The organism is Frigoribacterium sp. CF331 (assembly GCF_057787905.1).
The window spans coordinates 24370-50370 of record NZ_CM173545.1 but is presented as its reverse complement, the minus strand read 5'-3'; the positions used below and the strand labels follow the sequence as shown (position 1 = coordinate 50370).

Below are 26001 nucleotides of genomic sequence, written 5' to 3'. Positions count from 1 at the left end.
CACACGAGTTCGGTTGACGCCGCCCATGCGCAGCAGTGTGGCGCGGCTCCCATCGTCGATCTCTCGCTCGCCCCACGCTGTGGTCCTGCGGGGGATCTGGGAGAACACACCTCGCCTGCAGGGAGCGAAGCGAGTTCGCGGGGTCGAGCCGAGCCCGCGCGGGACGAGCCGAGCCCGCGCGGGACGAGCCGAGCCCGCGCGGGACGACGCGGGCCAGCTTGGGGGGCCCAGCCCCCCTACGACGAGCCCGCCTGACCTACGACGGGCAGACTCGGCATCCGACGAGCCCAGCGGGCCTACGACGAGCTTCGCCCGCCTACGACGGGCTCAGCCCGCCTTCGACGGGCTGAGCCCGCCTGCGACGAGCCCCGCCCGCCTGCGACGAGCCCCGCCCGCCTGCGACGAGCCCCGCCCGCCTGCGACGAGCCCCGCCCGCCTGCGACGAGTCCCGCCCGCCTGCGACGAGCCCCGCCCGCCTGCGACGGGCTCAGTCCGACTACGACGGGCTCAGTCCGACTACGACGAGCCCAGTCCGACTACGACGAGCCCAGCAGCCGGCCCACGACGAGGCCAGCCCGCCTACGACGAGCCCAGCTGGACTGCATGGTGAGGTTCGCACTTCGTCCCTGGCGAGCGGCCCGCCGTCAGGTGAGGCCGTGCCAGGGTCCCGGGCCTCGGGCCCTCGAGCCGTCATTCGGCCGGGGTGCAGCGAGTGGTCGGGACGTCGGCCTTCATGGGTGCAGACCACGGCATGAGCTCGACAGCACGCTCGGTGAAGGCGAGTGGGGAGGCCGTCCCCTCGGGGCGCCGTCGAGAGGGCGTCCCTGTTCTCGGGAGCGCCCGCGGCTGTAGCGCTGCCTGCTCGAGCTCACGCCGCGCACGGTGCAGCGGCGAGCCATGCTCCGGACGGGCTTCGAGCCGCTCGTTCGACGAGTGCCTCGGCTGGAGCCGGAGGACGACGTCCGACCCGACCCGACGCGACCCGACCCGACCCGCAGCGTGCATGACGAAGGCCCGATCGCACAGAATGTGCGACCGGGCCTTCGTCCGTCAGATGGTCGTGGTGTCAGTGACCTTCGTCGTGGTGTGATGCCTCGATCTCGGAGCGCTTCACCGGGGCGATGCGGTCCTCGAAGAAGAACGACGACGCCGAGGCTCGTGCCCGCTGGAGTGCGGTGATCTTGCCGTTGGCGTTCGGCCGGACCATGAGGGGCTCGTACTCGTTGAAGTCGAGCAGGCGCCAGCGCTCGTACTCGTCGAGCTGCTCGTGCACCTCGATGTACTCGCCACCGGGAAGGCGGACGATGCGGCCCGACTCGTAGCCGTGCAGGGCGATCTCGCGGTCCTTCTTCTGCAGTGCCAAGCAGATGCGCTTGGTGACCCAGAAAGCGATGAACGGGCCGAGGATCAACGCAGCCTGGCAGGCGTGGATCACGTAGTTCAACGACAGGTGGAAGTGCGTCGCCATGATGTCGGAACTCGCCGCCGCCCAGAGGCTGGCGTAGAACACGATGCCGGCGGCACCGATCGCCGTGCGGGTCGGGGCGTTGCGAGGGCGGTCCAGGATGTGGTGCTCACGCTTGTCACCCGTGACCCAGGCCTCGAAGAACGGGTAGAGCAGGACCACGACGATGAACAGACCGAGGACCGTGATCGGCACGAGGATGTTCATCGAGACGGTGTAGCCGAAGGCGACGAACTCCCAACCCGGCGGGACGAGACGCAGGGCGCCGTCGGCGAAGCCGATGTACCAGTCGGGTTGGGTACCGGCCGACACGGGGGAGGGGTCGTACGGCCCGTAGTTCCAGATCGGGTTGATCGTGAACAGCGAGGCGATCAGGACGATGACGCCGAAGACGATGAAGAAGAACCCACCGGCCTTCGCCGCGAACACGGGCATGACCGGAACGCCCACGACGTTCTGGTTCGTCTTGCCCGGCCCGGCGAACTGGGTGTGCTTGTTGATGATCAGCAGCAGGAGGTGCACACCCAGGAGGGCGATGAGCAGGGCAGGCAGCAGCATGATGTGCAGCGAGTAGAAACGCCCCACCATGTCGGTGCCGGGGAACTCGCCACCGAAGACCAGGTACGAGATCCACACGCCGATGACGGGGATGCCCTTGATCATGCCGTCGATGATTCGAGCACCGTTGCCGGAGAGCAGGTCGTCGGGAAGCGAGTAGCCGGTGAAACCTTCGGCCATGGCGAGGATCCAGAGCGAGAAGCCGACGACCCAGTTGATCTCACGCGGCTTGCGGAACGCCCCCGTGAAGTACACGCGGAGCATGTGCAGCATGATCGCGGCCACGAACAGCAGGGCTGCCCAGTGGTGGATCTGACGGAAGAGCAGACCACCGCGGATGTCGAACGAGATGTCGAGCGTCGACGCCATGGCGGCCGACATGTTGAGGCCCTTCAGCGGGACGTACGACCCGTTGTAGTTGACCTCGGCCATGGACGGCTGGAAGAAGAACGTCAGGAACGTGCCCGAGAGCAGGATGACGACGAAGGAGTAGAGGGCGACCTCACCCAGCATGAACGACCAGTGGTCGGGGAAGATCTTGCGACCGACCTCTTTGACCAGGCCGGACATGCTGGTGCGCTCGTCGATGTAGTTCGCGGTGGCGCCGAGGATCTTGTTGGTCTTCGTCGGCGCGAAGGCGGGAGCCTTGCCGATGTTGTCGGACGTGGCCGGCTCGGCACCGTGTGTCGGGGTGGTGGTGATCACTTTTCGCGCTCCCAGAAGCTCGGGCCCACAGGTTCGTGGAAGTCGCTCTGCGCGACGAGGTACCCGTCGGCGTCCACCGTGATGGGCAGCTGCGGCAGGGGGCGCTTGGCGGGCCCGAAGATCACTTCGCAGTTGTTGGTCACGTCGAACGTGGACTGGTGGCAGGGGCAGAGCAGGTGGTGTGTCTGCTGCTCGTACAGTGCCACGGGGCAGCCGACGTGCGTGCAGATCTTCGAGTAGGCGACGATTCCGTCGTACTGCCAGTCTTCGCGTCCCTCGGCCGGGTGGAGGTCTTCCGGCTTGAGGCGCATGAGGAGGACGGCCGCTTTGGCTTTCTCTTCGAGCAGGTGTTCTGATTCGTTGAGGTTCTCGGGGATCACGTGGAAGACGGAACCCAGGGTGACGTCGGACGCACGGATGCGGGCGCCGGCGGGGTCGGTGGCGAGGTGCATGCCCTCTTCCCACAGGGTGTGGCGGAGGACCGCGTTCGGGTCTTCGGCCGGTGCCAGGTCGCGGAACAGGACGACGGCCGGCAGGGGAGTCGCGACGAGGGCGCCGATGAGGCTGTTGCGGATGAGGGACCGGCGTCCGAAACCGCTCTCGTGGTTGCCGAGGGCGAAGACCTCGACCGCCTTCTCGCGCGTGGGCTCCGACCCGCGGGTGTCGTGCCGCATCTCGGTGATCTCACGCGCGGGCATGAGGGTCTTGGACCAGTGCACGGCACCGATGCCGACCGAGAGCAGGCCGAGGGCGATGCCCAGCCCCAGGAAGAGGTTGTTCAGTCGGACGGAGCCCGAGTCACCCGAGGTGATGGGGAACGCCACATAGGCACCGATGGCGGCGATGCTGCCGACGATGGACAGGAAGAAGAAGAGGCTGACCTGGCGTTCGGCACGCTTCTCGACCTTGGGGTCGATGTCGGTGACGCGATCGCGGTGCGGCGGTTCGCCCGGGTTCTGGAACACGTCGGACGTGACGACCGCCGTGCCGGCCGAGACCTGTCGAGGCTCGCGCTTCTCGACAGCCGAGCCCGCCGTGGGGGCCTCGTCGTCGTGCTCTGCCATTGTTTCTGCCTTTCGTGAAGTACGGAGAGAACGCGGGTCAGTTCGACCGGGCGGTCAACCAGATGGTGATCGCGACGATCGCACCGAGCCCGAAGATCCAGATGAAGAGGCCTTCGGCGACGGGGCCGAGGCTTCCGAGCTCGAATCCACCCGGCGACGGGGTGTTCTCGACGTACTTGAGGTACGTGATGATGTCGGCCTTGTCCTGGGGCGACAGGTTGAGGTCGTTGAAGACCGGCATGTTCTGCGGGCCGGTCTGCATGGCCTCGTAGATGTGGTGCGCCGTGACGCCCTCGAGCGGCGGGGCGTACTTGCCCTGCGTGAGGGCACCACCGGCACCGGCGACGTTGTGGCACATGGCGCAGTTGATGCGGAAGAGCTCGGCGCCGTTGGTGGTGTCACCGTCCGCCTGCAGCAACGAGTCGTCGGGGATGGCGGGGCCGGGGGCCAACGACGCGACGTAGGCGGCCATGGCGGCGACCTGCTCGTCGGAGAACTGGGTGGGCTTCTGCTCGGCCTGCGGACCGTTCACGGCCATGGGCATGCGACCGGTGCCGACCTGGAAGTCGACCGACGCCGCACCGACGCCGATCAGGCTCGGGCCGCTGTCGGTGCCGGCGGCGCTCAGACCGTGGCACGTGGCGCAGTTCGAGGCGAAGAGCTTCTGGCCCTCGTCGATGCTCTGCTGCGAGGTCGCGGTCGCACTGCTCTCGTCCGCCGAGGCGGTCGACGAGAAGAGGGCGTAGGCACCACCCGTGGTGAGCAGGCCGACGAGCAGCAAGGAGGCGGTGGCGACGGGGCCGCGACGGCCGACCTTCTTGGTGCGTCGGGAGGACGAGGTTCTGGAGAACATGCTGTGTAGACGATCCAATGCCTATTTGAGGAGGTAGATGACGATGAAGAGGCCGATCCAGACCACGTCGACGAAGTGCCAGTAGTACGACACGACGATGGCCGTGGTGGCCTCTTTGTGCCCGAAGTTCTTGACGGCGTAGGCACGACCGATGGTGAGGAGGAAGGCGATCAGACCGCCGATGACGTGCGCGCCGTGGAACCCGGTCGTCATGTAGAAGGCCGAGCCGTAGGCGCTCGAGCTGAGGGTCACGTGCTCGGAGACGAGGGTCGCGTACTCGTAGACCTGGCCGCAGACGAAGACCGCGCCCATGGCGTAGGTGAGGAAGAACCACTCGACCATGCCCCAGCGGCCGACCTGGAAGAGGCGACCGGTACGGTGCGGCTGCATGCGCTCGGCGGCGAAGACGCCGAACTGGCAGGCCACCGACGAGAGCACGAGCGTGATCGTGTTCGTGAGGGCGAACGGCACGTTGTGCAGTGCCGTCTGGTCGGCCCAGAGGCCGGGAGACGTCGAGCGCAGCGTGAAGTAGATCGCGAAGAGGCCGGCGAAGAACATGACCTCGCTGCCGAGCCACACGATGGTGCCCACGGCAACCGTGCTGGGTCGGTTGACGACCGGGCCGCCAGAAGGTCTCGAGAGAGAGGTACTTGTCACGAGGTCCATTATGCCTGGTAACTCGCCCTGGGTTTGCGCCGGAAACCCCGGGTCGGGAATTTCCCTTGACGACGAGACATCGGACGGGTCCGGCCGCGCCGGTAGCCTGTGGGCATGACCTCCGAGCTCACCTGGCCCCTGATCATCGACGCTCTGCTCACCGGTCGGGACCTCTCCATCAACGAGGCCACGTGGTCGATGGACCAGGTGATGACGGGCGACGTCACCCCCGCGCAGCTGGGGGCCTTCCTGGTCGCCCTGCGGGCCAAGGGCGAGACCGTCGACGAGATCGTGGGCTTCCGCGACGCGGTCCTCGCCCACGCGGTGGCCCTGCCGGTGGACAGCATGGCGGTGGACATCGTCGGCACGGGCGGCGACCGCTTCGGCACCGTCAACGTGTCGACCATGGCGTCGATCGTCGTGGCCGCCACGGGCGTGCCGGTCATCAAGCACGGCAACCGTGCCGCGAGCTCGTCCTCGGGCTCGTCGGACGTCCTCTCGGCCCTCGGCATCGACCTCTCCATCGGCGCCGACCGCGTGGCGGCGGTGCTGAAGGAGGCCGGCCTGACCTTCGCCTTCGCCGCCGCCTTCCACCCGGGCTTCGGCAACGCCGCCGTCGTCCGTCGTGAGATCGGGGTGCCGACCGTGTTCAACTTCCTCGGCCCCTTGGTCAACCCCGCACGACCGGAGGCCAGCGCGGTCGGCGTCGCGTCGCTCGACAAGGTGCCGCTCATCGTGGGCGTGTTCCAGACCCGGGGTGCCACGGCGCTGGTGTTCCGAGGCGACGACGGCCTCGACGAACTCACGACGACGGGCCACAGCCACATCTGGGAGGTCACGGCGGGCTCGGTGACCGAGCACGACCTCGACCCGCTCGAGCTCGGCATCCCGAGGGCGCGCATCGCCGACCTGATCGGCGGGGACGCCGAGCACAACGCCGGCGTCGCCCGCGAAGTGCTGGCCGGGGCCCGGGGGCCGGTCCGCGACATCGTCCTGCTGAACGCCGCCGCGGGCCTGGTGTCGTACGGGCTCGCCGCCGACCCCGGCCAGCGGGAGCGACCGATCCTCGCGCGGTTCCGCGAGCAGCTCGACGTCGCGGCCCGGGCCGTCGACTCGGGAGCGGCGATCGCGAAGCTCGACCAGTGGGTGGCGGCGACGCGCACCTCGTGACGCGGCCGCGCCTCGTGACGCGGGCCGCGCCTCCTGACCGTCGCCGCGCCTCCTCGGGTCGGCGGTGCCGGCTCGCGGCCGTCGCGTCGAGGCGACGACGAAGGGCCCGTCCTGTCGGACGGGCCCTTCGCGTGGCGTGGATCAGTTGACGTCGTCGTCGACCCAGTCGAAGGTCTTCGTGACGGCCTTCTTCCAGAGGCGGAGCGTGCGGTCGCGCTCGTCCGCGTCGATGTTCGGCGTCCAGCGCTTGTCTTCCTGCCAGTTGGCGCGCAGGTCGTCGAGGGTCTCCCAGAAGCCGACCGCGAGACCGGCCGCGTAGGCCGCGCCGAGGGCGGTGGTCTCGGCGACGACCGGACGGACGACCGGGACGTCGAGGATGTCGGCCTGGAACTGCATCAGGGCGTCGTTGGCCGTCATGCCGCCGTCGACCTTCAGCTCGGTCAGGTCGACGCCCGAGTCGGCGTTGACGGCGTCGAGCACCTCGCGGGTCTGGAACGCGGTCGCCTCGAGCGCGGCCCGGGCGATGTGGCCCTTGTTGACGTACCGCGTGAGGCCGACGAGGGCGCCTCGGGCGTCGGAGCGCCAGTACGGCGCGAACAGGCCCGAGAAGGCGGGGACGAAGTAGACGCCACCGTTGTCGTCGACGGTCTTGGCGAGCTCCTCGACCTCGGGGGCCGAGCCGATGAGGCCCAGGTTGTCGCGCAGCCACTGGATCAGCGAGCCCGTGACGGCGATCGACCCCTCGAGCGCGTAGTGCGGGGCGGCGTCGCCGAGCTTGTAGCCGAGCGTCGTCAGCAGCCCGTTCTTCGAGTGCACGATCTCTTCGCCCGTGTTGAAGATCAGGAAGTTGCCGGTGCCGTAGGTGTTCTTCGACTCGCCCTGGTCGAAGGCGGCCTGGCCGAAGGTCGCGGCCTGCTGGTCGCCCAGGATGCCGGCGATCGGCACCTCGCGGAGCAGGCTCGACGCCTCGACCGTGCCGTAGACCTCGGACGAGCTCTTGATCTCGGGAAGCATGGACTTCGGCACGTCGAACGCCTCGAGGATGTCGTCACGCCACTGGAGCGTCTCGAGGTCCATGAACAGGGTGCGCGAGGCGTTGGTCACGTCGGTGACGTGGACGCCGCCGTCGGTGCCGCCCGTGAGGTTCCAGAGGACCCAGGTGTCGGTCGTGCCGAAGAGCAGGTCGCCTGCCTCGGCCTTCTCGCGGGCACCCTCGACGTTCTCGAGGATCCAGACGACCTTCGTGCCCGAGAAGTACGTGGCGAGCGGCAGGCCGACGATCGGCTTGAAGCGCTCGACGCCGCCGTCCGCCGCGAGGCGGTCGACGATGGGCTGCGTGCGGGTGTCCTGCCAGACGATCGCGTTGTAGACGGCCTTGCCGGTGGTCTTGTCCCAGACGACGGCGGTCTCGCGCTGGTTGGTGATGCCGACGGCCTTGATGTTGTGACGCGTGATGTCGGCGCGGGACAGGGCCTGGCCGATGACCTCGCGGGTGTTCTCCCAGATCTCGGCGGGGTCGTGCTCGACCCAACCGGCACGGGGGAAGATCTGCTCGTGCTCCTTCTGGCCGGTGGCCACGATCGAACCCGAGTGGTCGAAGATGATGGCGCGGGTGCTGGTGGTGCCCTGGTCGATGGCCAGGACGTAGTCGGTGTCGCTCACGGGTGGAACTCCTTCGTCGTTGATGGATGCGGCTCGCACAGAGGCCCGGGACGGTCCATTCGAGCGGACGGGCCCGAGCCTCTGCTGGGAGCGGGTGGTGCGATCGGGGTCGGTCGGCGCGGGTGGGCCGGCCTCGGCCGATCAGGTGGATGCCGGGGTCAGCCGGCCAGGGGGAGGAGCGGGAAGGACAGCAGCGCCGCGAGGGCGCCGCCGACGAGCGGGCCGACGACCGGCACCCAGGCGTACGACCAGTCGCTGCCGCCCTTGCCCTTGATGGGCAGGAAGGCGTGGGCGATGCGGGGACCGAGGTCACGGGCGGGGTTGATGGCGTAGCCGGTCGGGCCACCGAGCGACGCGCCGATGCCGACCACGAGCAGGGCGACGGCCAGGCCGCCGAGCGGGCCGAGGTTGGCGGCGTTCGGTGAGGCGCCGTTGGTGATGGCGATGATCGTGAAGACCAGCACGAAGGTGCCGATGATCTCGGTCACGAGGTTCCAGCCGTAGTTGCGGATGGCCGGGCCGGTCGAGAAGACGCCGAGCTTGGTGGCCGGGTCGGGCTCGTCGTCGAAGTGCTGCTTGTAGGCGAGCCAGACGACGACCGCACCGATGATCGCTCCGACCATCTGGGCCAGCACGTAGACGAGGAACGCCCCGAACGTGATGTTGCCGAGGATCAGCTGCGCGATGCTGACGGCCGGGTTGAGGTGGGCGCCCGACGAGTAGGAGACCAGGATCCCGACGAAGACCGCGAGGCCCCAGCCGAAGTTGACCATGAGTGTCCCGCCGTTGAAGCCCTTGGTCTTCGTCAGCGCGACGTTGGCGACGACGCCGCCACCGAGGGTGAGCAGCATCGCGGTGCCCACCGTTTCAGAGAGAAAAATCAATCCCAGGTTCACGTCGACCTTCCTTGTCGTACGGCGGGGCGACAGTGCACCCGCGGTGAGCGTGTGTCAACACCTTAGTGCTGTGATCACACGGGATGAGAAGGAAACATCGGGGGTTTGCACATATGTGCATCGGGGTGCCCTGGGAGTAGGTTGAGCGACAGCCTGGTGCCCCGAGCACCGCCTCCCGCGCCGAGAAAGGTACTTCGATGAAGAAGCTCATCAACGATCCGTCCGACGTCGTCGACGAGGCCGTGGCCGGCTTCGGAGCGGCGCACGCCGACCTCGTGGTCGTCTCGCACGATCCGACGTTCGTCCGGCGCGCGGCAGCCCCCGTGCCGGGCAAGGTCGCGATCGTCAGCGGAGGGGGGAGCGGTCACGAACCCCTGCACGCCGGGTTCGTCGGCCACGGGATGCTCTCGGCCGCCGTGCCCGGCCCCGTCTTCACCTCGCCGACGCCCGACCCGATCCTCGCAGCCACCCAGGCCGTCGACGCCGGGGCCGGCGTCCTCTACATCGTCAAGAACTACACGGGCGACGTCCTCAACTTCGAGACCGCCGCCGACCTCGCCGAGGCCGAGGGCATCACGGTCCGATCCGTGCTCGTCGACGACGACGTGGCGGTCAAGGACTCGCTCTACACCGCGGGTCGACGGGGCGTGGCCGGCACCGTCGTCGTCGAGAAGACGGCCGGGGCCGCGGCCGAACGGGGGGACTCGCTCGACGCGGTGGCCGAGGTGGCCCGTCGGACGAACGAGGCGACCCGGTCGATGGGGGTGGCGCTCACGGCGGGGACGGTCCCGCACGCCGGTGAGCCGAGCTTCACGCTGGCCGACGACGAGATCGAGATCGGCATCGGCATCCACGGAGAGCCCGGTCGTGAGCGCGTACCGCTCGAGCCCGTCGACGCGGTCGTCGACCGGCTGCTGGCCGCCGTGACCGACGACCTCGGGGTCGCGTCCGGAGACCGGGTGCTGCTCTTCGTGAACGGCATGGGGGGCACGCCGCTCGTCGAGTTGTACATCGCCTACCGTCACGCGGCCGAGGTGCTCGAGGGTCAGGGGGTCGAGGTGACGCGCAGCCTCGTCGGTTCGTACGTCACGTCACTCGAGATGCAGGGCATGTCGATCACGCTGACGCGTCTCGACGACGAACTCACCGAGCTCTGGGACGCGCCGGTCGAGACGGCTGCGCTCCGCCGGGGACGGTGACCCGGCGTCGACGGAGCCCCGTCCGACCAGGACGCGGACGCGACGGCCCACCCCGCGGCGACACCGGGACGCCCCACGCCACGACACCGCACCACCGCACCACCGCACCACGAGACACCGCACCACCGCACCACGAGACAGCGCACCACGAGAGGATCGACGACCGCATGACACTCGACGCCACCTGGACCCGGGCCTGGATCGACCGCACGGCCGACGTCGTCGCCGCCGAGCACACCGCCCTCAGCGAGCTCGACCGGCAGATCGGCGACGGCGACCACGGCGAGAACCTCTCGCGGGGATTCACCGCCGTCCGCAGCCGGCTCGCCGACCTGCCCGCGGACGCGACGCCGGGTGCGGCGCTCAAGCTCGTCGCGACGACCTTGATCTCGACGGTCGGCGGCGCCTCGGGTCCGTTGCTCGGCACGGCGTACCTCAAGGGGTCGGCCGCTCTGGGCGACGCGACCGAGCTCGACTCGGAGGCGCTGGTGGCGTTCCTGACGGCGGCCCGCGACGGCGTGGTGCTGCGCGGCAAGGCGGAGGTGGGCGACAAGACCATGATCGACGCCTGGACGCCGGCGGTCGACGCCGCCGCAGCTGCCGCAGCCGGGGGAGCGAGCCCCGCGGAGGTCCTCCGGGCGGCCGCGGACGCCGCCGCGGCCGGAGCCGCCTCGACCGAGCCCCTGGTGGCCCGCAAGGGACGGGCCAGTTACCTCGGCGAACGAGCCGTCGGCCATCGGGACCCCGGCGCCCAGTCGTCGTCCCTCATCATCGCCGCGGCGGCGGACGCCGCCGACGGCACGACCAAGGAGTCCTGAGCATGCCCACCATCGGAATCGTCGTCGTCTCCCACAGCGCCAAGATCGCCGAGGGCGTGGTCGACCTGGCCCGTCAGATGGCGCCGACGACGACCCTCGTCGCCGCCGGCGGGACGGACGACGGCGGCATCGGCACGAGCTTCGACAAGATCTCGGCCGCCCTGGCCGTGGCCGGGACCGGCGGGGGAGCCGTCGTGCTCTGCGACCTCGGCTCGGCCATCCTGACCAGCGAGACGGCCGTCGACTTCCTCGACGACGCCGACAAGGAGCGCGTGGTCATCGCCGACGCCCCGCTGGTCGAGGGCACGGTGGCCGCTGCCGTCGCCGCCGAGACCGGGGGAGACCTCGAGGCCGTCGCCGCGGCGGCCCGCACCGCGACGGGCGTCGCCGACGCCCACGCCGACGAGCGCGAGCTGCGCGGCGGAGACGCGATCGAGCGCTCGGCCGTGTTGGTCAACGAGTCCGGACTGCACGCCCGCCCGGCCGCCGACCTCGTCACGCACGCGTCGAAGTACCAGGCGGACGTGACCGTCAACGGCGTCGACGCGAAGAGCCTGCTGCGCATCATGGGGTTGAACGTGGGCGTCGGGTCGACGGTGGCCGTGATGGCCACGGGGCCCGACGCCGCCGCGGCCGTCGACGACCTCATCACGCTGATCGAGGGCGGGTTCGGCGAGAAGGCGAGCTGACCGCCCCGCGCCACCCGCGCCTCCCGGGCGCCGTCCTCAGCGGCGTCGCGACCACTTCGTCAGCAGCATGTCGTCCGCGAGCAGGACGTGGTCGAGGGCCAGTCCCTTGAGCGCCATCGCCTCGCGGACCGCGACGATGCGTGGCCCGGCGCCCCCCTCGAAGTTCGGTGAGACCGTCAGGCAGAGTTCGTCGACCACGTCGGCGGCGACCAGGTCGCCGAACAGCGCCGGCCCGCCCTCGGTGTGGATCTGGGTCAGACCTCGCTCCACCAGGGCCCGGACGAGGAGGCGCGGGTCGACCAGGTCGCGACCGCACGACACGACGTCGGCGACCTCGCCGAGTCGGGCGCGGGCGTCACGAGGGGCCCCGTCGTGCGTCAGGACGACCGGGCGGACGGGGGCCCGTGAACACCCCGCTCGTCGGGTCGAGGCCGAGCGTGCCGGAGACGATCGCGAACACGGGGTGGTCGGGCAGCCCGGCCGCGCGGCGCCAGGCGACGGCGTCGTCGTCCAGCCGCATCGGACCGTAGCCCTCGTCGCGGACGGTGCCGGCCCCGACCACCACGACGTCGCAGAGCCGACGCAGCAGGTCGAACACCAGCAGGTCGGCCGGGCCGCCGAGGTCGCGCGTCCGGCCGGCGGCCGTCGCCGAGCCGTCGACGCTCGCGACGAAGTTCGCTCGGACCCGGGGGCTGGAGCGGTCGGCCGGGCTGTGCAGGTCGACGAGGTCGTCGACCGTCAGGACGGCGCCGGCCCGCGGGGGAGCGGGATGCAGCTGCGTGACGGTGGTCGCGGTCACGGGGCCTCGTCCTCGAGGTTGTGGCGTTCGACGACGGGGTCCCGCCAGCCGAGGATCGCCTCGACCATGCGGACGGCGTCCACGCTGGCCCGGACGTCGTGCATCCGGACGATGCGCGCGCCCTGCAGCACGCTGACCGTGGCCGCCGCGAGCGAACCGGCGAGACGGTCGGGCCTGTCACGGCCGAGCGACTCACCGACGAAGTCCTTGTTCGACACGGCGGCGAGCGTCGGGTGCCCCAGGGCCGCCACCTCGGACAGTCGCCTGGTGAGCTCGAGCGAATGCCGCGTGGTCTTGTTGAGGTCGTGCCCCGGGTCGACGACGATCCGGTCGTCGCGGACGTTGTGGGCCCGAGCGAGGTCGACCCGGCGGGTCAGGAACTCGACGACCTCGGCGACGACGTCGTCGTAGTGGGGGCGGGGATGGGGGCGACGCGGTGCGGCCAGGCTGTGGGTGACGACGAGCGTGGCGTCGGAGTCGGCGACCACGTCGGCGAGGCGCGGGTCGTGCAGCCCCGTGGTGTCGTTGATCACGTGGGCCCCGGCGGCGACGACCCGCTCGGCGACCTCGGGACGGAAGGTGTCGACCGAGATGACGACGTCGGACCGGCCGGCGAGGGCCTCGACCACCGGCAGCACCCGGTCGAGTTCGTCGGCGGGTGACAGTTCGGGCCCCGGGGCGAACGGGACGCCGCCGATGTCCACCCAGTCGGCACCCGCCTCGGCCGCGTCCACGGCGGCACGAACCGCCCGGTCGAGCGCGAAGGTGGCGCCCTGGTCGAAGAACGAGTCGGGCGTCCGGTTGACGACGGCCATCACGGCGACCTGGCGGGAGAAGTCGACGGTGCGCGCCCCGATGCGCCGCACGGGGACGCGGAGGGGCGGCAGGACGACCGCCGACGGGGCGGCCTCGCGACGGCCGCTCGCGGGGTCAGACACGGGACGCGCCGATGAGGGCCACGGCCTCGGCGCGAGCCGAGGGCTCGGACAGGACGCCCCTGCTGGCGAGCGTCACCGTCGTGCTGCGGGTCTGTCGAGCTCCCCGCGTCGTCACGCAGCCGTGCGCCGCGTCGAGCACGACGAGCACGCCGTCGGGACGGGCACCGGCCTGGACGGCCTCGGCGATCTCCTCACCGAGGCGTTCCTGCAGCTGCGGCCGCGAGGCGACGGCGTCGACGACCCGGGGGAGTGCGCCGAGCCCGACGATCGTCTCACCGGGCACGTAGGCCACGTGGGCGACGCCGACGAAGGGCAGGAGGTGGTGCTCGCACACCGAACGGAACGAGATGTCGCGGACGATGACGACCTCGCCGAGCTGGTGCCTCTCGGCCGGGACGGCGGCCTGGGCCACGAGGTCGGCGGCGTCGACCGTGAGCCCCGAGAAGAACTCGGCGTAGGCGTCGGCGACGCGCCGCGGCGTCGACTCGAGCCCGGGCCGGCCGACGTCCTCACCGATCGCGGCGAGCAGTTCGAGCACGGCGGCCTCGATGCGGGGCCGGTCGATCGGCGGGTGGGTCATCGCACCATCCTCTCAGGCGACGGGATCGGTCGCGCCGTCCGTGACGGGCGTTCTGCCCACCCCGTGCTACCTCATCCGGGGCGTCTCCCACGGTTACTTGACATAATGTGCATTATCAGTCACGCGCGACGAACTGGGAGAAGGGGCTTGTCGCGTCAGCTCCGGTCGAGCACCTGACGGAGCAGCCCGGCCAGGTCGGCCGGCTCGACCTGTTCGTCGCCGGTCGTCAACTCGTCGAGCGTGAACCAGCGCGACTCGAGGATGTCGGTTCGTTCGTCGTCGGTCCAGTCGTCGTCGACGACCTCGAAGTGCGGCAGTCGGACGACGAAGAACTCGGCGTGACCGTGCGTGTGGTCGGCGTCGTCCCAGGGCACCTCGAAGTCGTCGACGCGGACGACGTCGCCGACCTCGGTCACGACCTGGCCGGTCTCCTCGTGCAGTTCACGGACGGCCGCCTCGACGTGGGTCTCGCCCGGGTCGACGCCGCCGCCTGGCGTGATCCAGCGGGCGAGACGGCTCGTGTCGGGAGCGACCGTCTTCATCAACAGCAGTCGGTCGTCCTCGTCGAGGACGAGGAGGCGCGAGGTCGGACGCACGACCCTCTCGGTCACGACGTGCCCCGTCTCAGACGATCGGGGCGAAATCGCTCGTGTCGCCCACGAGACGGGTGTGGTCGGCCGGGATCGGGTCGATGGCGGCCGACGCGACCTCGGCCGCGAACTCGGCGACGTTGTAGAGCTTGCCCGCGCTCTCCTTGCGCGACGAGATGGCGCCGGGGTTCGACCGCTCGAGCAGGGTCGCCGTGATGGTGCCCTCGATCATGTCGCCCGAGACCACGACGAACTCGACGCCCGCGGCCTCGAGCTGAGGCAGCATCTCGCGCAGGGCGTCCTCGCCGGCGCGCTTGCTGAGGGCGACCGGCAGGTACTCGGGCATCGTCTCGGTGGTGCGGATGAAGTGCGCCTGGTGGCTGGTCACGAAGACGACGCGCGACCCCGGGGCCAGCAACGGCAGCGCGGCCGTCAGCAGGGCCACCTGGGCGTCGCGGTTGAGCTTGAGGGCGTAGTCCTCGGCCATGCCGGTCTCCATGCCGCCCGAGGCGTTCATGACCAGGACGTCCAGCCCGCCCCACGCGTCGCGCACCGTGTCGAACAGGGCGGTGACGCTGGCGTCGTCGGTCAGGTCGGCACCGATCGCGATCGCCTCACCACCGGCCTCCTCGATCTTCGAGACGAGCTGCAGTGCCCGCTTCTCCTTGTTGCGGTAGTTGACGACGACCTTGGCCCCGGCCTCGGCGAAGTAGCGCACCGTGTCGGCGCCGATCCCCCGGGACGATCCGGTGACCAGGACTCGGGTTCCGGTGAGGGATTCTGCGGCGAGGGGGTTGGACAAGGCGTGCTCCAGACTGTGCGAGGGGTCGGTCGGCCCGCGGGCCGGACTCGACCCTACCAACCACCCTCGTCAGCGTCGGTGGACGGTGGTAGTTTCCATAACAGGGGAACGAGAGAAGGTCGACATGGACGTCCTGGACGATTTCGCATGGGTCGCGTGGGTCGCGCTCATCCTGGTGTTCGTCATCGTCGAGGTGACGACGCTCGAGTTCACCTTCCTGATGCTCGCCCTCGGCAGCGTCGGGGGCCTGCTCGCGGGGCTCTTCGGCGCCCCGTGGTGGCTGCAGGCGATCGTGGCGGCCGTCCTCGCCGTGCTGCTGCTCTTCACCGTGCGACCGCCCCTCCTCCGCGCCCTCCGGCGAGGCGGCGATCCGACCCCCAGCAACGTCGAGGCCCTGCTCGGCCTGCGTGGCACCGTCGTGGTGCCGATCGGGTCCGACCCCGGCCAGGTGAAGCTGTCCAACGGCGAGACCTGGACGGCACGGGTGCTGTCCTCCCCCGCGACGTCGGCGGGCGCCGACCTCGCACTCGACACCGGGTCCCCGGTCGTCGTGACCGCCATCGAGGGGTCGACCGCGTTCGTCGCCCCCGCAGAGAGGTCCTGAACCCATGGACACCATCAGTGCCGGCACCGTCGTCACCGTCGTGGTCGTCGCGATCGTCGTCGTGCTCGTCCTCGTCATCCTGTTCCGCTCCGTCCGCATCATCCCGCAGGCGAGCGCCGGCGTCGTCGAACGCCTGGGTCGGTACCACAAGACCCTCTCCCCCGGACTCAACCTCCTCGTGCCGTTCATCGACCGGGTGCGCCCGCTGATCGACATGCGCGAGCAAGTCGTCTCGTTCCCGCCACAGCCCGTGATCACCGAGGACAACCTGGTGGTCTCGATCGACACGGTGGTGTACTTCCAGGTCACCGACGCCCGGGCCGCGACCTACGAGATCGCGAACTACCTGGGAGCCGTCGAGCAGCTCACGACGACGACGCTGCGCAACGTCGTCGGCGGGCTGAACCTCGAGCAGGCGCTGACCAGCCGCGACAACATCAACGGTCAGCTGCGCATCGTCCTCGACGAGGCGACGGGCAAATGGGGCATCCGGGTCGGACGCGTCGAGCTCAAGGCCATCGACCCGCCCCTGTCGATCCAGGACTCGATGGAGCAGCAGATGCGCGCCGAGCGCAACCGTCGCGCGGCCATCCTCACCGCCGAGGGCACCAAGCAGTCCCAGATCCTCGAGGCCGAGGGTTCGCGCCAGTCGTCCATCCTCAAGGCCGAAGGTGACGCGAAGGCCCAGGTGCTGAGGGCACAGGGTGAGGCCGAGGCCATCGCGACGGTGTTCAACGCGATCCACGCCGGTGACCCCGACCCGAAGCTGCTGGCCTACCAGTACCTCCAGACCCTGCCGAAGATCGCCGACGGTTCGGCCAACACCATGTGGATCATCCCGAGCGAGCTGACCGAGGCACTCAAGGGCATCGGGCAGGGGTTCTTCGCCCCGCGCGACCCGAACGCGCCCGGATGGACGCCGACCGAGGCACCCAAGGTCTCCGAGATGGACGTCACCCCCGACCTGGCCTCGACGGTCGACCTCGAGGCCGAACCCGACCTGGGGTTCCCGACGGTGACCACCCCCGGTGACACGGCCGGTGGCACGCCTCCCCGAGGAGGCGCGGCGGGTGACGCCGCCGCCGGCTCCGCCCCCGACGCCGACGCCTCGGGCACAGGGCCGACCGCTCCGCCGACGACCTCGTCGTGACGAGCGGTCCCCCGATCTCGGCCGGCTGGTTCGCGCCGCCCGGGCCGCGCGTCCTCGCCCACCGCGGGCTGGCCGTCGAGGCGCCCGAGAACACCATGCTGGCCTTCGCCCTGGCCGTGTCGGTGGGTGCGACCTACGTCGAGACCGACGTCCACGCCACGCGCGACGGCATCGCCGTGATCAGCCACGACCCCGACCTGAAGCGGCTCGCGGGACGCGACCAGCGCCTCCTCGACCTCGATCTGGCCGACGTCAAGACCGTCCGGCTCGACGGCGAGCACGAGATCCCCACCCTCGACGAAGCGCTCGACGCGTTTCCCGAGACGCGGTTCAACGTCGACCTCAAGTCGGACGAGGCGGTCGCGCCGGCGGTCCGGTCGATCAAGCGGGTGCGGGCCACGGATCGCGTGCTCGTGACCTCGTTCGACCACCGTCGGCGCCTGCGGGCCGTGGCAGCGCTGCCGGGTGTCGCCACCTCGGCTTCGTCACGCGGCATCGTCGCGGCCGTGGCCGCCGGGCTCGTCCCGGTCACCCGGCTGCGGCGATCCCTCATCCGTCGCGCCCTGACCGGATGCGGGGCCGTCCAGGTGCCCGAGCGCAAGGGGCCCGTCCGCATCGTCACCGCCACGCGTGTGGCCGAGCTCGCCGAGCTGGGCGTCGAGACGCACGTCTGGACGGTCAACGAGCCCGCCGACATGGCCCGGCTGCTCTCCCTCGGCGTCCACGGCATCGTCTCGGATCGCGCCGACCTGGCCCTCGGCGAGGTGCGTCACCACCGGGAGTGACCGGCTGACGAGCCTGCCCGGGCACTGTGAAGCGACTGTGAAAGCGCACGGCTCGGAACGGGCGGGGTCCAGAACGGGTTACAACGGGTGATTGCAACGCGAGAGGAGACCACACAATGGCAGATCGCAGTTTGCGCGGAATGAGGCTCGGCAGCCAGAGCCTGCAGAGCGAAGAGGGCGTGGAGTTCTCGCCCCGCAAGAAGGCCGTCTACCAGACGGCCGACGGTCAGACGTTCGACATGGTGTTCGCTGCGGACGCCGAGATCCCGGACATCTGGCAGTCCCCCAAGAGTGGTCAGGAAGGCCGTCTGCTGACGGCCGACGGCAAGCCGGTCGAGATCGACGCCGGCGACGTGAAGGTCCCCCGCAGCCACTGGGACATGCTGCTCGAACGCCGCAGTCGAGTCGAGCTCGAAGAGCTCTTGCAAGAACGACTCGACTTCTTGCGTGCCCGCAAGGGTCAGCACAAGATCGGTGCCTGACCGCAGACCACGAGAGGCCCGGACACCGTGAGGTGGCCGGGCCTCTTCTCGTGGCCCGGGGGCGGGCCGATCAGTCGACCACCCGCCACCGCGGCAACAAGGGGTCGGGCGCCTCGTCGAGCAGACGGCGTCGCGGTGACCGGCGGGTGCCGATGAAGAGGCGGGACAGGACGAGCGCGGCCAGCCCGAAGAACGAGACGAGCAGTTCGATCGCGCGACTGGCGACCACGGCGGGTGTCGTCCCCGTCCCGAGGTCGACGACGGCGACCATGGTGCCGGGTTCGTAGTCGGGGATGCTCGCCGTCGTCCGGCCCGACGCGTCGATGGCCCGCGTCGAGGCGACCGTCGAGACGTTGACCAGGGGCCGAGCGGTCTCGATCGCCCGGAGGCGGGCGATGGCGAGCTGCTGCTCGTTCTCGTCGGTCTGGCCGGGCCTCGTGCCGAAGTCGGCGTTGTTCGTCTGGCCGATGATGACCTGGGCGCCCTCGTCCATCATGTTCGTGATGAGCTGGTCGTCGACGATGTCGAAGCAGATCGAGATGCCGGCCCGGAAGTCGCCGAGGTCGAAGACCTCGTCACGCGTCCCCGGGGTGTAGTCCCGACCGATGAGGTCGATGAGGTCGGGGGCGAACGGACGCCAGAAGTCGCGGTCGGGGACGTACTCGCCGAACGGGACGGGGTGTTTCTTGTCGTACTGGTCCTGCACGGCTCCGTCGGACCACAGCAGGGACGAGTTGTAGACGGTCTCGCCGTCGTCGCTCTGCGTGATGACGCCGGAGACGAGCGGAGCGTCGTAGCCGCGGCTGATCGCGTCGAAGACGTACCGTCCGGCCGCGTCACGGGTCGGGTCGCGGTCGCTGCCGCCCTCGGGCCAGACGATCATGTCGAGGCTGCGCTGGTCTTCGGGCAGCTGGGCCAGCTGGGCCTGCAGGCTGCTCATCGCCAGCACCTGGGCGTTGGTGAGGTCGCCGTACTCGCGGTCGGAGAAGTACCCGGCGTCGCCGTCGCCCTGGACGGCGGCGATGGTCGCCGTCCCGGAGGAGTGCGTGGGCCAGGCGGGCACCGCCAGTGCGGCCACGACCACCGTGGCGCCGGCGAGCACCCGGGTCGACCCGCGGACGGTGGTCTGGAGGGCGAGCTGGAGGAGCGCGGCGACGATCGCCACCATGAGGAACGACAGTCCCGAGATGCCCAGCCAGGCGACGAGGCCGGCGAACGGGCTCTCGGATTGGCTCAGCGCGACCCGCCCCCAGGCGAAGCCGCCGTAGGGCCAGTTGCCCGCGACGAACTCGCGGAACGTCCAGAGCCCGCCCACCACGGCGGGGAGCAGGACCGTCCGGCCCAGGGTTCCCGGCCAGACCCTGGGCACCCAGCGGTACGCGAGCGTGATCAGCATGGCCCCGGCCGCGAAGAACAGTGCCTCGAGCGTCGAGAGCGCGGCCCACGGCACGACGCCCAGGAAGAGCGTCGCCCACGAGATGTGGATCAGGTAGAACGACAGCCCGGCGACGAGACCGACGAGGAACGAGCCACCGAGCGATCGACCCTTCAGCGCGAGCAGCACGAACCCGATGCCGACGAACGTCAGCGGCCAGACGTCGCCGTCGGGGAAGCCGCCGTCGAGGACGGCGCCGGCCCCCAGCGCGACGACCACGGCGAGCCAGAGGGGCAGTCGGACGTCGGACGCTCGGGAGGACACCCCGCGATTCTAGGTGGGGACGTCTGGGAGACCCGTCGGCCCGCCGCTCCCCCGACGGGAGGAGCCGGAGGTCAGGGAGCGACCGCCGTGTAGGCCACGATGCCGCGACGGACGGCGTCCAGCGCCTGCCGGGCCGTCGGCCCGACGGGGAGGTCGCCCACGACCGACAGCTGGTCGAGCAGGTCGATGGTCTGCTTCGTCCACCGGACGAAGTCGCCCGCGGCGAGGTCGGCGTCTTCGAGGACCGAGTCGAGGGGGGCTCCGCGGGCCCACCGGTGCATGGCGAGCGCGAGTCCCGGGGCGGGCTGCTGACTGCCCGGCAGACGGTTCTCCTGCTCGAGGTCGTCGAGTTCGGCCCACAGCGTCTGCGTGGCGTCGAGTGCCGTGCGGAACTCGCCTCGCGGCAGGAAGCGCTCCGAGAGTTGCCCCTCGTCACGACGGGGTTCGTACACCAGGGTCGCCGCCATCGCGGCGAGGGACGGGACGTCGAGGAGGTTCCAGAGGCCGAGCCGGAGGCTCTCGGCCACGAGGAGGTCGCGATCGCCGTAGATGCGCCGGAGCGTGCGGCCGGCCGGGGCGACGGCGACCTCGGCGTCGCGCGGGACGCGACCCGCGCCTCCGGACCTCACGCCCGTCGGGACGAGGTACCCGCGCTCGAGCAGGACGTCGGTCACCCGGTCGAAGACCTTGGCGACAGCGCCGGTGCGACTGCGGATCTGCGCGGAGAGCTGGTCGGTCTGCTTCTTGAGCTTGAACCACCGCTCGGACCACCGGGCGTGCTGCTCGCGATCGGGGCAGGCATGGCAGGGGTGTTGTCGGACCTGCCGACGGAGTTCGGTGATGCGACGCTGCCGCTTGTCGCGCTCGGCCCGCGACTGCGAGTCGGCCCGCGCGGCACCCTGCTTCTCGAGGTCGCCCACCTCTCGGCGCAGCAAGGTGTACTCGCCGAAGTCCCCGAGGTGGCAGGCCATCGACGCCGCGTAGCCGTCCAGCGACTGCTGTTGCGACCGCACCTTGCGTGCCAGGTCGACGACCGACCGGTCGGCCTGGAACTGGGCGAACGAGGTCTCGAGGACCTCTCGCGTGCGCGACCGCCCGAACTGCTCGACGAGGTTGACGGCCATGTTGTAGGTCGGCCGGAAGCTGCTGTTCATCGGGTACGTGCGCCGCGACGCGAGCGAGGCGACGGCCTGGGGGTCGAGGCCCTGCTGCCACTGGATGAGCGAGTGACCCTCGACGTCGATGCCCCGACGACCCGCACGTCCCGTCAACTGGGTGTACTCGCCCGGCGTGATCGGGACCCGCGCCTCGCCGTTGAACTTCTCGAGCTTCTCGAGGACCACCGTGCGCGCGGGCATGTTGATGCCGAGCGCGAGGGTCTCGGTCGCGAAGACGACCTTCACGAGCTTCTTCTGGAAGAGCTCTTCGACCACCTCTTTGAAGGCCGGCAGCAACCCGGCGTGGTGGGCGGCGACACCGCGCTCGAGCCCGTCGAGCCACCGCCAGTAACCCAGCACCGCCAGGTCTTCGTCGCGCAGGGTGCGACACCGGGCCTCGACGATCTCGCGGATCTCCTGCCTCTGCTCGGCGGTGGTCAAGCGGATGCCGGACCGCAGCACCTGCGCGACGGCCTGGTCGCAGCCGACGCGGCTGAAGACGAAGAAGATCGCGGGCAGGAGGTTCTGGTCGTCGAGCATCTCGACGATCTTCCAGCGGTCGAGACGTCCGGGCCCGCCCTGGGTCGGCGGGACGAGATGGCCGCGGGGACCGCTGCGTCCGGACGAGTGGCCCTCGTTGCGCCGCCCCCCGCTGCGGCCGCCACGCCGGCCCAGCGACGTCGCCCGGAGCAGTTCGGGATTGACCCGGTTGGTCGCGGCCTGACCCGAGGAGTCGAACAGGTCGAGGAACTTGCCACCGACCAGGACGTGCTGGTCGAGGGGCACGGGGCGGTCCTCGGAGACGATGACCTCGGTGCTGCCTCGCACGGTCTGCAGCCAGTCGCCGAATTCTTCCGCGTTCGAGACGGTGGCGCTGAGCGAGATCAGGCGCACGTCGAGGGGCAGGTGGATGATGACCTCCTCCCACACGGCACCCCGGAAGCGGTCGGCGAGGAAGTGCACCTCGTCGAGGACGACGTAGCGCAGGTCGGTGAGCATCTCGGAGCCCGCGTAGATCATGTTGCGGAGGACCTCGGTGGTCATGACGACGATGCGTGCCCGCGAGTTGACGTTCGTGTCGCCGGTCAGCAGACCGACCTCGGACGCCCCGTACTCGGCGACGAGCTCTTGGAACTTCTGGTTGCTGAGGGCCTTCATCGGGGCGGTGTAGAAGACCTTGGCCCGCGGGTCCTGCATGGCGAGGTGGATGGCGAACTCGGCCACGAGGGTCTTGCCCGCCCCGGTCGGGGCGGCGACGAGGACGCTGTCGCCCTCTTCGACCGCGGCGCACGCGGCGACCTGGAACGGGTCGAGGGAGAAGCCCAGGCGGGACCGGAACGCCTGGAGCCGGGGGGTCTTGACGCGCGTCTTCGCGGCGGCGAAGCGTTCCGCCGGGCTGAGCTCGGGAGTCACCGCGTCAGCCCGCCGCGAGTTCGGCGTCGAGGAGCGCGGCACGCTTCGCCGCGCGGCGGTCGTGCAACCAGGCCACACCCGCGGCGAGGAAGAACAGGATCACCATCGGGACGGCGAGCAGGAACATCGAGAAGATGTCGGCCGAGGGCGTCGCGATGGCGGTGAAGAGGACGATCACGAGGATCGCGACACGCCAGCCCTTCACGATCGAGGCGGCCGAGACGACCCCGACGAAGTTCAGCAGGACGAGGAAGACGGGCATGACGAAGGCGATGCCGACCGCGAGGACGAGCTTCAGGACGAAGTCGTAGTAGACCTTCGACTCGATGATCGTGGAGTCCTGGGTGTCGACGAAGCTCGTCATCACCTCGACGATGTGCGGCAACACGTACCAACCCGCGACGCAGCCGCCGAGGAAGAGCGGGATCGCGGTGCCGATGAACCCGACCGCGTAGAGCTTCTCTTTCCGGACGAGCGCCGGCACGATGAACGCCCACACCTGGTACAGCCAGATCGGGCTCGAGATGACGACGCCGACCGTGACGGCGATCTGCAGCTTCAGGTCGAACGCACCCGTGATGTTCGAGTAGTTGAGGGTCGTCGCACCCGTCCGCGCCGCAGCGATCGCCTCGACCGGCGACCTCAGGGCGTCGAGGACGAACGGTGCGAGGAACCAACCGGCGACAGCGGCCAGGATCAGGGCCAGGGCGGAGATGAAGAGCCGCTTGCGCAACTCGAGGAGGTGTTGACCGAGCGACATCTTGCCGTCGCGACCGCGGACACGGCCTGCCCCTCGCCCCTGGGTGCTGTCGCCACGAGTCGTCGTCGTGGCCACGCGTCAGGACTTCGGCGGCAGGTCGCGATCGGGCGACGGGTAGGAGTCGTCGACGCGTCGAGCGGTCGTCGAGTCGGTGGACCGGGCGGAGGACTCGTCGGAACGACGCGTGGGACGCTCGTCGTAGTCGTCGACCGGGTCTTTCTTGTCGCTGGCGACCTCGTTCTTGAAGATGCGCATCGACTGGGCGATGCTCTTGGCGAGGGCGGGCAGCTTCGGCGCACCGAAGAGCAACAGGACGATCGCCAGGATGATGATCAGGTGCCAGCCTGAGAGCGCGTTTCCGAACATGATGGGGTCTCCTTGCGGGGCAGGGTGACGGTCAGTCTACCGTCACGTGTCGCCCGAGACGGGTGCGGCGCAGGCGATCCACAGGGCGGGCGGCGGCGGGGACGGTCAGGAGGCGCGGGTCGCGTCGTCGGCGTACCGCGCGATCGCCTCGCGGACCCAGTCCGCCACGGCGGTGCGAGCCGACTCGGGAGAGACGACCTCCGGCCGACCGGGCAGTCCGGCGACGACCCGACACAAGGTCCCGAGACGGTTGACGCGCAGTCGCAACCGCACCCTGCCGTCGTCGAGCGCCTCCGGTTCGTCGGGGCCGTAGTCGGCCAGCAGCGGGGCCGCCGCGGCATCGAGGTCGAGGACGACGTCGAGGTCGTCCGGCGACCCCTCGAAGAGCGTCTCGGGCAACGCGACGTCGACGGCCCGGTGGGCGATGGGCGTGGAGGTGAGCGCCGGGGCGGCGATCCGGTCGAGCCGGAACGTGCGCGGAGCCTCGCGGAGGTGGTCCCAGGCGCGGAGGTACCAGTCGGCGTCGATCGACTCGACCCGCAACGGGTCGACCCGGCGACGCTCGGCCACCCCCCTGGTGCCCCGGTAGTCGAACTCGAGCTGGACCCCGGTCTCGACCGCCCGGCCCACCAGGCGGAGGACCTCGCTCGTCTCGGCCTGGTCGACGGCGACCTGGCTCGGCTCGCTCGAGGCGCCCCGCGACAACTTGCTCATCAGCGTGGCGATCGCGGCACGGTCGGCGTTCTCGGGGAGCGACGAGAGGTACTGCAGGCCCGCGATCAGGGCCGCGGCCTCGCGTGCCGAGAATCGCGGCGAGTCGTCGATCGCGACCAGGTTGGTCAGCACGATGACGTCGTTCTGCTCGAAGTCGTCCCAGGCGATGTCGAAGAGGTCACCGTGCTGGTACTGGGTCGTCTCGCCCGGGATGCCCGACACGGCGATGAGCTCGACCGCGCGTCGGATCTCGGCCACGCTGACCCCGAAGTGCGCCGCGGCCTCGGCGACGCTGACCCGCTCGTGGTCCATCAGCCAGGGGACGAGCGAGAGCAGGAAGGCCAGCTTGTCGGCCGCGTGCAGGGCGCCCCGCGCGTCAGCCACCAGTGCCCCGTCTCACGTCGTCGTCGGTGGGTGACGCGGAGCCGCCGTGCGCCCGCAGGACGCCCGTGAGCCGGCTCAGCACCAGGGCGCGCAGGCTCTCGGGTTCGAGGACGGTCACCTCGGGGCCGAACGAGGCCAGCTCGTCGGCGAGGAGGTGCTCGTCCGTCCAGTGGACGGTGAAGGCGTCGGGGGCGACCCGGGTCGTGCCGCGACGCTTGCCGAGGCGCGTCTCGGCGTCCGACAGGGGTTCGACGCGGACCGTCGCCGTGCGGTCGCGCCAGACCTGCTCGAGGTCGGCCAGGGCGCGTTCCGCCGTGGCGTCGTCCGGACGGGTGAACGGGGTCGAGGTGACCTGCACGGGACCGACGATGCGCGAGAGCAGGAAGGTCTTGACGGCCCCCGTGCCGATCTCGACGGCCGAGACGAGCCACCGACCGTGGTGCTGCACGAGCGCGGCCGGCGCGACCTCGCGCCGGCGTGCGGCCTCGTCGCCGGGCTTGAGGTAGTCGAAGCGCACGACGACGCCCCGGTCGAGGGCGTTGCGCAGGGGTTCGAAGGCCGCGTCGCGGGAGCGGAGCCGCGGGGCGTACTCGAGTTCGGGGACGCTCGCGGCCCCGCCGAGCGAACGGAGCTTGAGCAGCGCCCGGCGGGACTCGTGGGAGAGCGACCCCTCGCGCCAGACCATGGCCGCCAGGGTGAGCAGCGCCGTCTCTTCCGACGAGAACGCGATGTCGTCGGGCAGCTCGTACTCCCCACGCGGGATGCGGTAGCGGAGGGCCTGGTTGTTGCCGACCGCCGAGGGGTCGTCGATCGTCTCGAGCGGCACGCCCAGCTCGCGGATGTCGTCCTTGTCGCGTTCGAACTGCCGTTCGAGGGCGGCGTTGTCACCGGACCGGGAGAACTTCTGCCGGTACCCCTGGACGGTCGACAGGATCTCGGTCTTGCTCAGCCCGGAGTCCGTCGCGAGCAGGGCCAGCACGAGGCTGAACAGGCGCTCTTCGACGGGGACCCTGGGGGTGCGGGCAGCGGGCACGGAGGACCG

Annotated in this window: 26 protein-coding genes; 8 read left to right on the top strand and 18 right to left on the bottom strand. The window is 70.3% G+C overall.

Annotated elements, in window-relative coordinates; all coding sequences use genetic code 11:
- Positions 1–1066 precede the first annotated feature (1066 nt).
- The 4 genes from qcrB to ctaE are packed head-to-tail and all read right to left on the bottom strand — an operon-like array spanning position 1067 to position 5311.
- Positions 1067–2677, bottom strand: coding sequence for a cytochrome bc1 complex cytochrome b subunit (qcrB, locus tag AC3CCI_RS00250; RefSeq protein ID WP_354594326.1), 1611 nt, complete (start codon positions 2675–2677; stop codon positions 1067–1069).
- Positions 2678–2724: 47 nt separating this feature from the next.
- Positions 2725–3792, bottom strand: a complete 1068-nt coding sequence (gene qcrA / locus AC3CCI_RS00245) for a cytochrome bc1 complex Rieske iron-sulfur subunit (RefSeq protein ID WP_056256107.1) — start codon at positions 3790–3792, stop codon at positions 2725–2727.
- A 37-nt stretch (positions 3793–3829) separates the two neighbouring features.
- Positions 3830–4645 carry a cytochrome bc1 complex diheme cytochrome c subunit gene (qcrC, locus tag AC3CCI_RS00240; protein WP_354594100.1) on the bottom strand — a complete coding sequence of 272 codons (816 nt, stop codon included), beginning with the start codon at positions 4643–4645 and terminating at the stop codon, positions 3830–3832.
- A gap of 21 nt (positions 4646–4666) precedes the next feature.
- Positions 4667–5311 (bottom strand): aa3-type cytochrome oxidase subunit III, encoded by a 645-nt coding sequence (ctaE, locus tag AC3CCI_RS00235; RefSeq protein WP_194593768.1) that lies wholly within the window; start codon positions 5309–5311, stop codon positions 4667–4669.
- Between the two features lie 105 nt (positions 5312–5416).
- Between ctaE and trpD the strand changes: the two genes are divergently transcribed.
- Entirely contained in the window at positions 5417–6472 is a 1056-nt protein-coding gene (gene trpD, locus AC3CCI_RS00230; RefSeq protein WP_354594101.1) for an anthranilate phosphoribosyltransferase, read from the top strand.
- A gap of 141 nt (positions 6473–6613) precedes the next feature.
- Here the strand turns inward: trpD and glpK are convergent, their stop codons facing one another.
- Both glpK and AC3CCI_RS00220 read right to left on the bottom strand, forming a co-directional pair.
- Positions 6614–8134 (bottom strand): glycerol kinase GlpK, encoded by a 1521-nt coding sequence (glpK, locus tag AC3CCI_RS00225; protein ID WP_354594102.1) that lies wholly within the window; start codon positions 8132–8134, stop codon positions 6614–6616.
- 158 nt (positions 8135–8292) lie between these two features.
- Positions 8293–9030, bottom strand: a complete 738-nt coding sequence (locus tag AC3CCI_RS00220; protein ID WP_354594103.1) for an MIP/aquaporin family protein — start codon at positions 9028–9030, stop codon at positions 8293–8295.
- A 197-nt stretch (positions 9031–9227) separates the two neighbouring features.
- On the opposite strand from AC3CCI_RS00220, the gene dhaK reads away from it, so the two are divergent.
- The 3 genes from dhaK (at position 9228) to dhaM (ending at position 11736) form a co-directional block, all read left to right on the top strand.
- A complete protein-coding gene (dhaK, locus tag AC3CCI_RS00215) occupies positions 9228–10229 on the top strand; it encodes a dihydroxyacetone kinase subunit DhaK (protein WP_488627732.1) in 1002 nt (333 codons plus the stop codon).
- 167 nt (positions 10230–10396) lie between these two features.
- Complete coding sequence (gene dhaL / locus AC3CCI_RS00210; protein ID WP_354594105.1) at positions 10397–11047, top strand: dihydroxyacetone kinase subunit DhaL; 651 nt, start codon at positions 10397–10399, stop codon at positions 11045–11047.
- Positions 11048–11049: 2 nt separating this feature from the next.
- The gene (gene dhaM, locus AC3CCI_RS00205) at positions 11050–11736 is read left to right on the top strand and encodes a dihydroxyacetone kinase phosphoryl donor subunit DhaM (RefSeq protein WP_488627731.1); all 687 of its coding nucleotides are present in this window, start codon (positions 11050–11052) and stop codon (positions 11734–11736) included.
- Between the two features lie 36 nt (positions 11737–11772).
- Here dhaM and AC3CCI_RS00200 read toward each other — a convergent pair whose 3' ends face one another.
- The 6 genes from AC3CCI_RS00200 to AC3CCI_RS00175 form a co-directional block, all read right to left on the bottom strand.
- Positions 11773–12117 (bottom strand): dihydrofolate reductase family protein, encoded by a 345-nt coding sequence (locus AC3CCI_RS00200; RefSeq protein WP_488628704.1) that lies wholly within the window; start codon positions 12115–12117, stop codon positions 11773–11775.
- Complete coding sequence (locus AC3CCI_RS00195) at positions 12092–12535, bottom strand: dihydrofolate reductase family protein (protein ID WP_488627730.1); 444 nt, start codon at positions 12533–12535, stop codon at positions 12092–12094. The genes AC3CCI_RS00200 and AC3CCI_RS00195 overlap by 26 nt, the downstream gene beginning before the upstream one ends.
- The gene (folP, locus tag AC3CCI_RS00190; RefSeq protein WP_488627729.1) at positions 12532–13473 is read right to left on the bottom strand and encodes a dihydropteroate synthase; all 942 of its coding nucleotides are present in this window, start codon (positions 13471–13473) and stop codon (positions 12532–12534) included. Before folP ends, AC3CCI_RS00195 begins: the two co-directional genes overlap by 4 nt.
- Positions 13466–14053 carry a GTP cyclohydrolase I gene (folE, locus tag AC3CCI_RS00185; protein ID WP_488627728.1) on the bottom strand — a complete coding sequence of 196 codons (588 nt, stop codon included), beginning with the start codon at positions 14051–14053 and terminating at the stop codon, positions 13466–13468. The genes folP and folE overlap by 8 nt, the downstream gene beginning before the upstream one ends.
- Positions 14054–14208: 155 nt before the next feature.
- Positions 14209–14664, bottom strand: coding sequence for an NUDIX hydrolase (locus AC3CCI_RS00180; RefSeq protein ID WP_354594134.1), 456 nt, complete (start codon positions 14662–14664; stop codon positions 14209–14211).
- 13 nt (positions 14665–14677) lie between these two features.
- Positions 14678–15445 (bottom strand): SDR family oxidoreductase, encoded by a 768-nt coding sequence (locus AC3CCI_RS00175; protein WP_354594135.1) that lies wholly within the window; start codon positions 15443–15445, stop codon positions 14678–14680.
- Between the two features lie 124 nt (positions 15446–15569).
- Between AC3CCI_RS00175 and AC3CCI_RS00170 the strand changes: the two genes are divergently transcribed.
- The 4 genes from AC3CCI_RS00170 to AC3CCI_RS00155 all read left to right on the top strand — a co-directional run bounded on the left by AC3CCI_RS00170 (position 15570) and on the right by AC3CCI_RS00155 (position 18466).
- Positions 15570–16049 (top strand): NfeD family protein, encoded by a 480-nt coding sequence (locus AC3CCI_RS00170; RefSeq protein WP_354594136.1) that lies wholly within the window; start codon positions 15570–15572, stop codon positions 16047–16049.
- Between the two features lie 4 nt (positions 16050–16053).
- A complete protein-coding gene (locus tag AC3CCI_RS00165; RefSeq protein ID WP_488627727.1) occupies positions 16054–17199 on the top strand; it encodes an SPFH domain-containing protein in 1146 nt (381 codons plus the stop codon).
- Positions 17196–17984, top strand: a complete 789-nt coding sequence (locus AC3CCI_RS00160) for a glycerophosphodiester phosphodiesterase family protein (protein ID WP_488627726.1) — start codon at positions 17196–17198, stop codon at positions 17982–17984. The genes AC3CCI_RS00165 and AC3CCI_RS00160 overlap by 4 nt, the downstream gene beginning before the upstream one ends.
- A gap of 116 nt (positions 17985–18100) precedes the next feature.
- Positions 18101–18466, top strand: coding sequence for an RNA polymerase-binding protein RbpA (locus tag AC3CCI_RS00155; RefSeq protein WP_354594139.1), 366 nt, complete (start codon positions 18101–18103; stop codon positions 18464–18466).
- Between the two features lie 70 nt (positions 18467–18536).
- Here AC3CCI_RS00155 and lnt read toward each other — a convergent pair whose 3' ends face one another.
- The 6 genes from lnt to AC3CCI_RS00125 form a co-directional block, all read right to left on the bottom strand.
- Positions 18537–20165 carry an apolipoprotein N-acyltransferase gene (gene lnt / locus AC3CCI_RS00150; RefSeq protein ID WP_488627725.1) on the bottom strand — a complete coding sequence of 543 codons (1629 nt, stop codon included), beginning with the start codon at positions 20163–20165 and terminating at the stop codon, positions 18537–18539.
- A gap of 71 nt (positions 20166–20236) precedes the next feature.
- Positions 20237–22735 (bottom strand): DEAD/DEAH box helicase, encoded by a 2499-nt coding sequence (locus AC3CCI_RS00145; protein WP_354594141.1) that lies wholly within the window; start codon positions 22733–22735, stop codon positions 20237–20239.
- Positions 22736–22739: 4 nt separating this feature from the next.
- Positions 22740–23495, bottom strand: a complete 756-nt coding sequence (gene tatC, locus AC3CCI_RS00140; RefSeq protein WP_354594142.1) for a twin-arginine translocase subunit TatC — start codon at positions 23493–23495, stop codon at positions 22740–22742.
- 78 nt (positions 23496–23573) lie between these two features.
- Positions 23574–23861 (bottom strand): twin-arginine translocase TatA/TatE family subunit, encoded by a 288-nt coding sequence (tatA, locus tag AC3CCI_RS00135; RefSeq protein WP_056256149.1) that lies wholly within the window; start codon positions 23859–23861, stop codon positions 23574–23576.
- A 105-nt stretch (positions 23862–23966) separates the two neighbouring features.
- Entirely contained in the window at positions 23967–24959 is a 993-nt protein-coding gene (locus tag AC3CCI_RS00130; protein WP_354594144.1) for a helix-turn-helix transcriptional regulator, read from the bottom strand.
- Positions 24952–25992, bottom strand: coding sequence for a helix-turn-helix transcriptional regulator (locus AC3CCI_RS00125; protein ID WP_488627724.1), 1041 nt, complete (start codon positions 25990–25992; stop codon positions 24952–24954). Before AC3CCI_RS00125 ends, AC3CCI_RS00130 begins: the two co-directional genes overlap by 8 nt.
- Positions 25993–26001: the final 9 nt, after the last annotated feature.

Bases quoted from the DNA above. Each gene is read 5' to 3' on its own strand.
- qcrA (WP_056256107.1), bottom strand. From the start codon at position 3,792: ATGGCAGAGCACGACGACGAGGCCCCCACGGCGGGCTCGGCTGTCGAG.
- qcrC (WP_354594100.1), bottom strand. From the start codon at position 4,645: ATGTTCTCCAGAACCTCGTCCTCCCGACGCACCAAGAAGGTCGGCCGT.
- ctaE (WP_194593768.1), bottom strand. From the start codon at position 5,311: ATGGACCTCGTGACAAGTACCTCTCTCTCGAGACCTTCTGGCGGCCCG.
- trpD (WP_354594101.1), top strand. From the start codon at position 5,417: ATGACCTCCGAGCTCACCTGGCCCCTGATCATCGACGCTCTGCTCACC.
- dhaK (WP_488627732.1), top strand. From the start codon at position 9,228: ATGAAGAAGCTCATCAACGATCCGTCCGACGTCGTCGACGAGGCCGTG.
- dhaL (WP_354594105.1), top strand. From the start codon at position 10,397: ATGACACTCGACGCCACCTGGACCCGGGCCTGGATCGACCGCACGGCC.
- dhaM (WP_488627731.1), top strand. From the start codon at position 11,050: ATGCCCACCATCGGAATCGTCGTCGTCTCCCACAGCGCCAAGATCGCC.
- folE (WP_488627728.1), bottom strand. From the start codon at position 14,053: ATGACCCACCCGCCGATCGACCGGCCCCGCATCGAGGCCGCCGTGCTC.
- AC3CCI_RS00170 (WP_354594136.1), top strand. From the start codon at position 15,570: ATGGACGTCCTGGACGATTTCGCATGGGTCGCGTGGGTCGCGCTCATC.
- AC3CCI_RS00165 (WP_488627727.1), top strand. From the start codon at position 16,054: ATGGACACCATCAGTGCCGGCACCGTCGTCACCGTCGTGGTCGTCGCG.
- AC3CCI_RS00155 (WP_354594139.1), top strand. From the start codon at position 18,101: ATGGCAGATCGCAGTTTGCGCGGAATGAGGCTCGGCAGCCAGAGCCTG.
- tatC (WP_354594142.1), bottom strand. From the start codon at position 23,495: ATGTCGCTCGGTCAACACCTCCTCGAGTTGCGCAAGCGGCTCTTCATC.
- tatA (WP_056256149.1), bottom strand. From the start codon at position 23,861: ATGTTCGGAAACGCGCTCTCAGGCTGGCACCTGATCATCATCCTGGCG.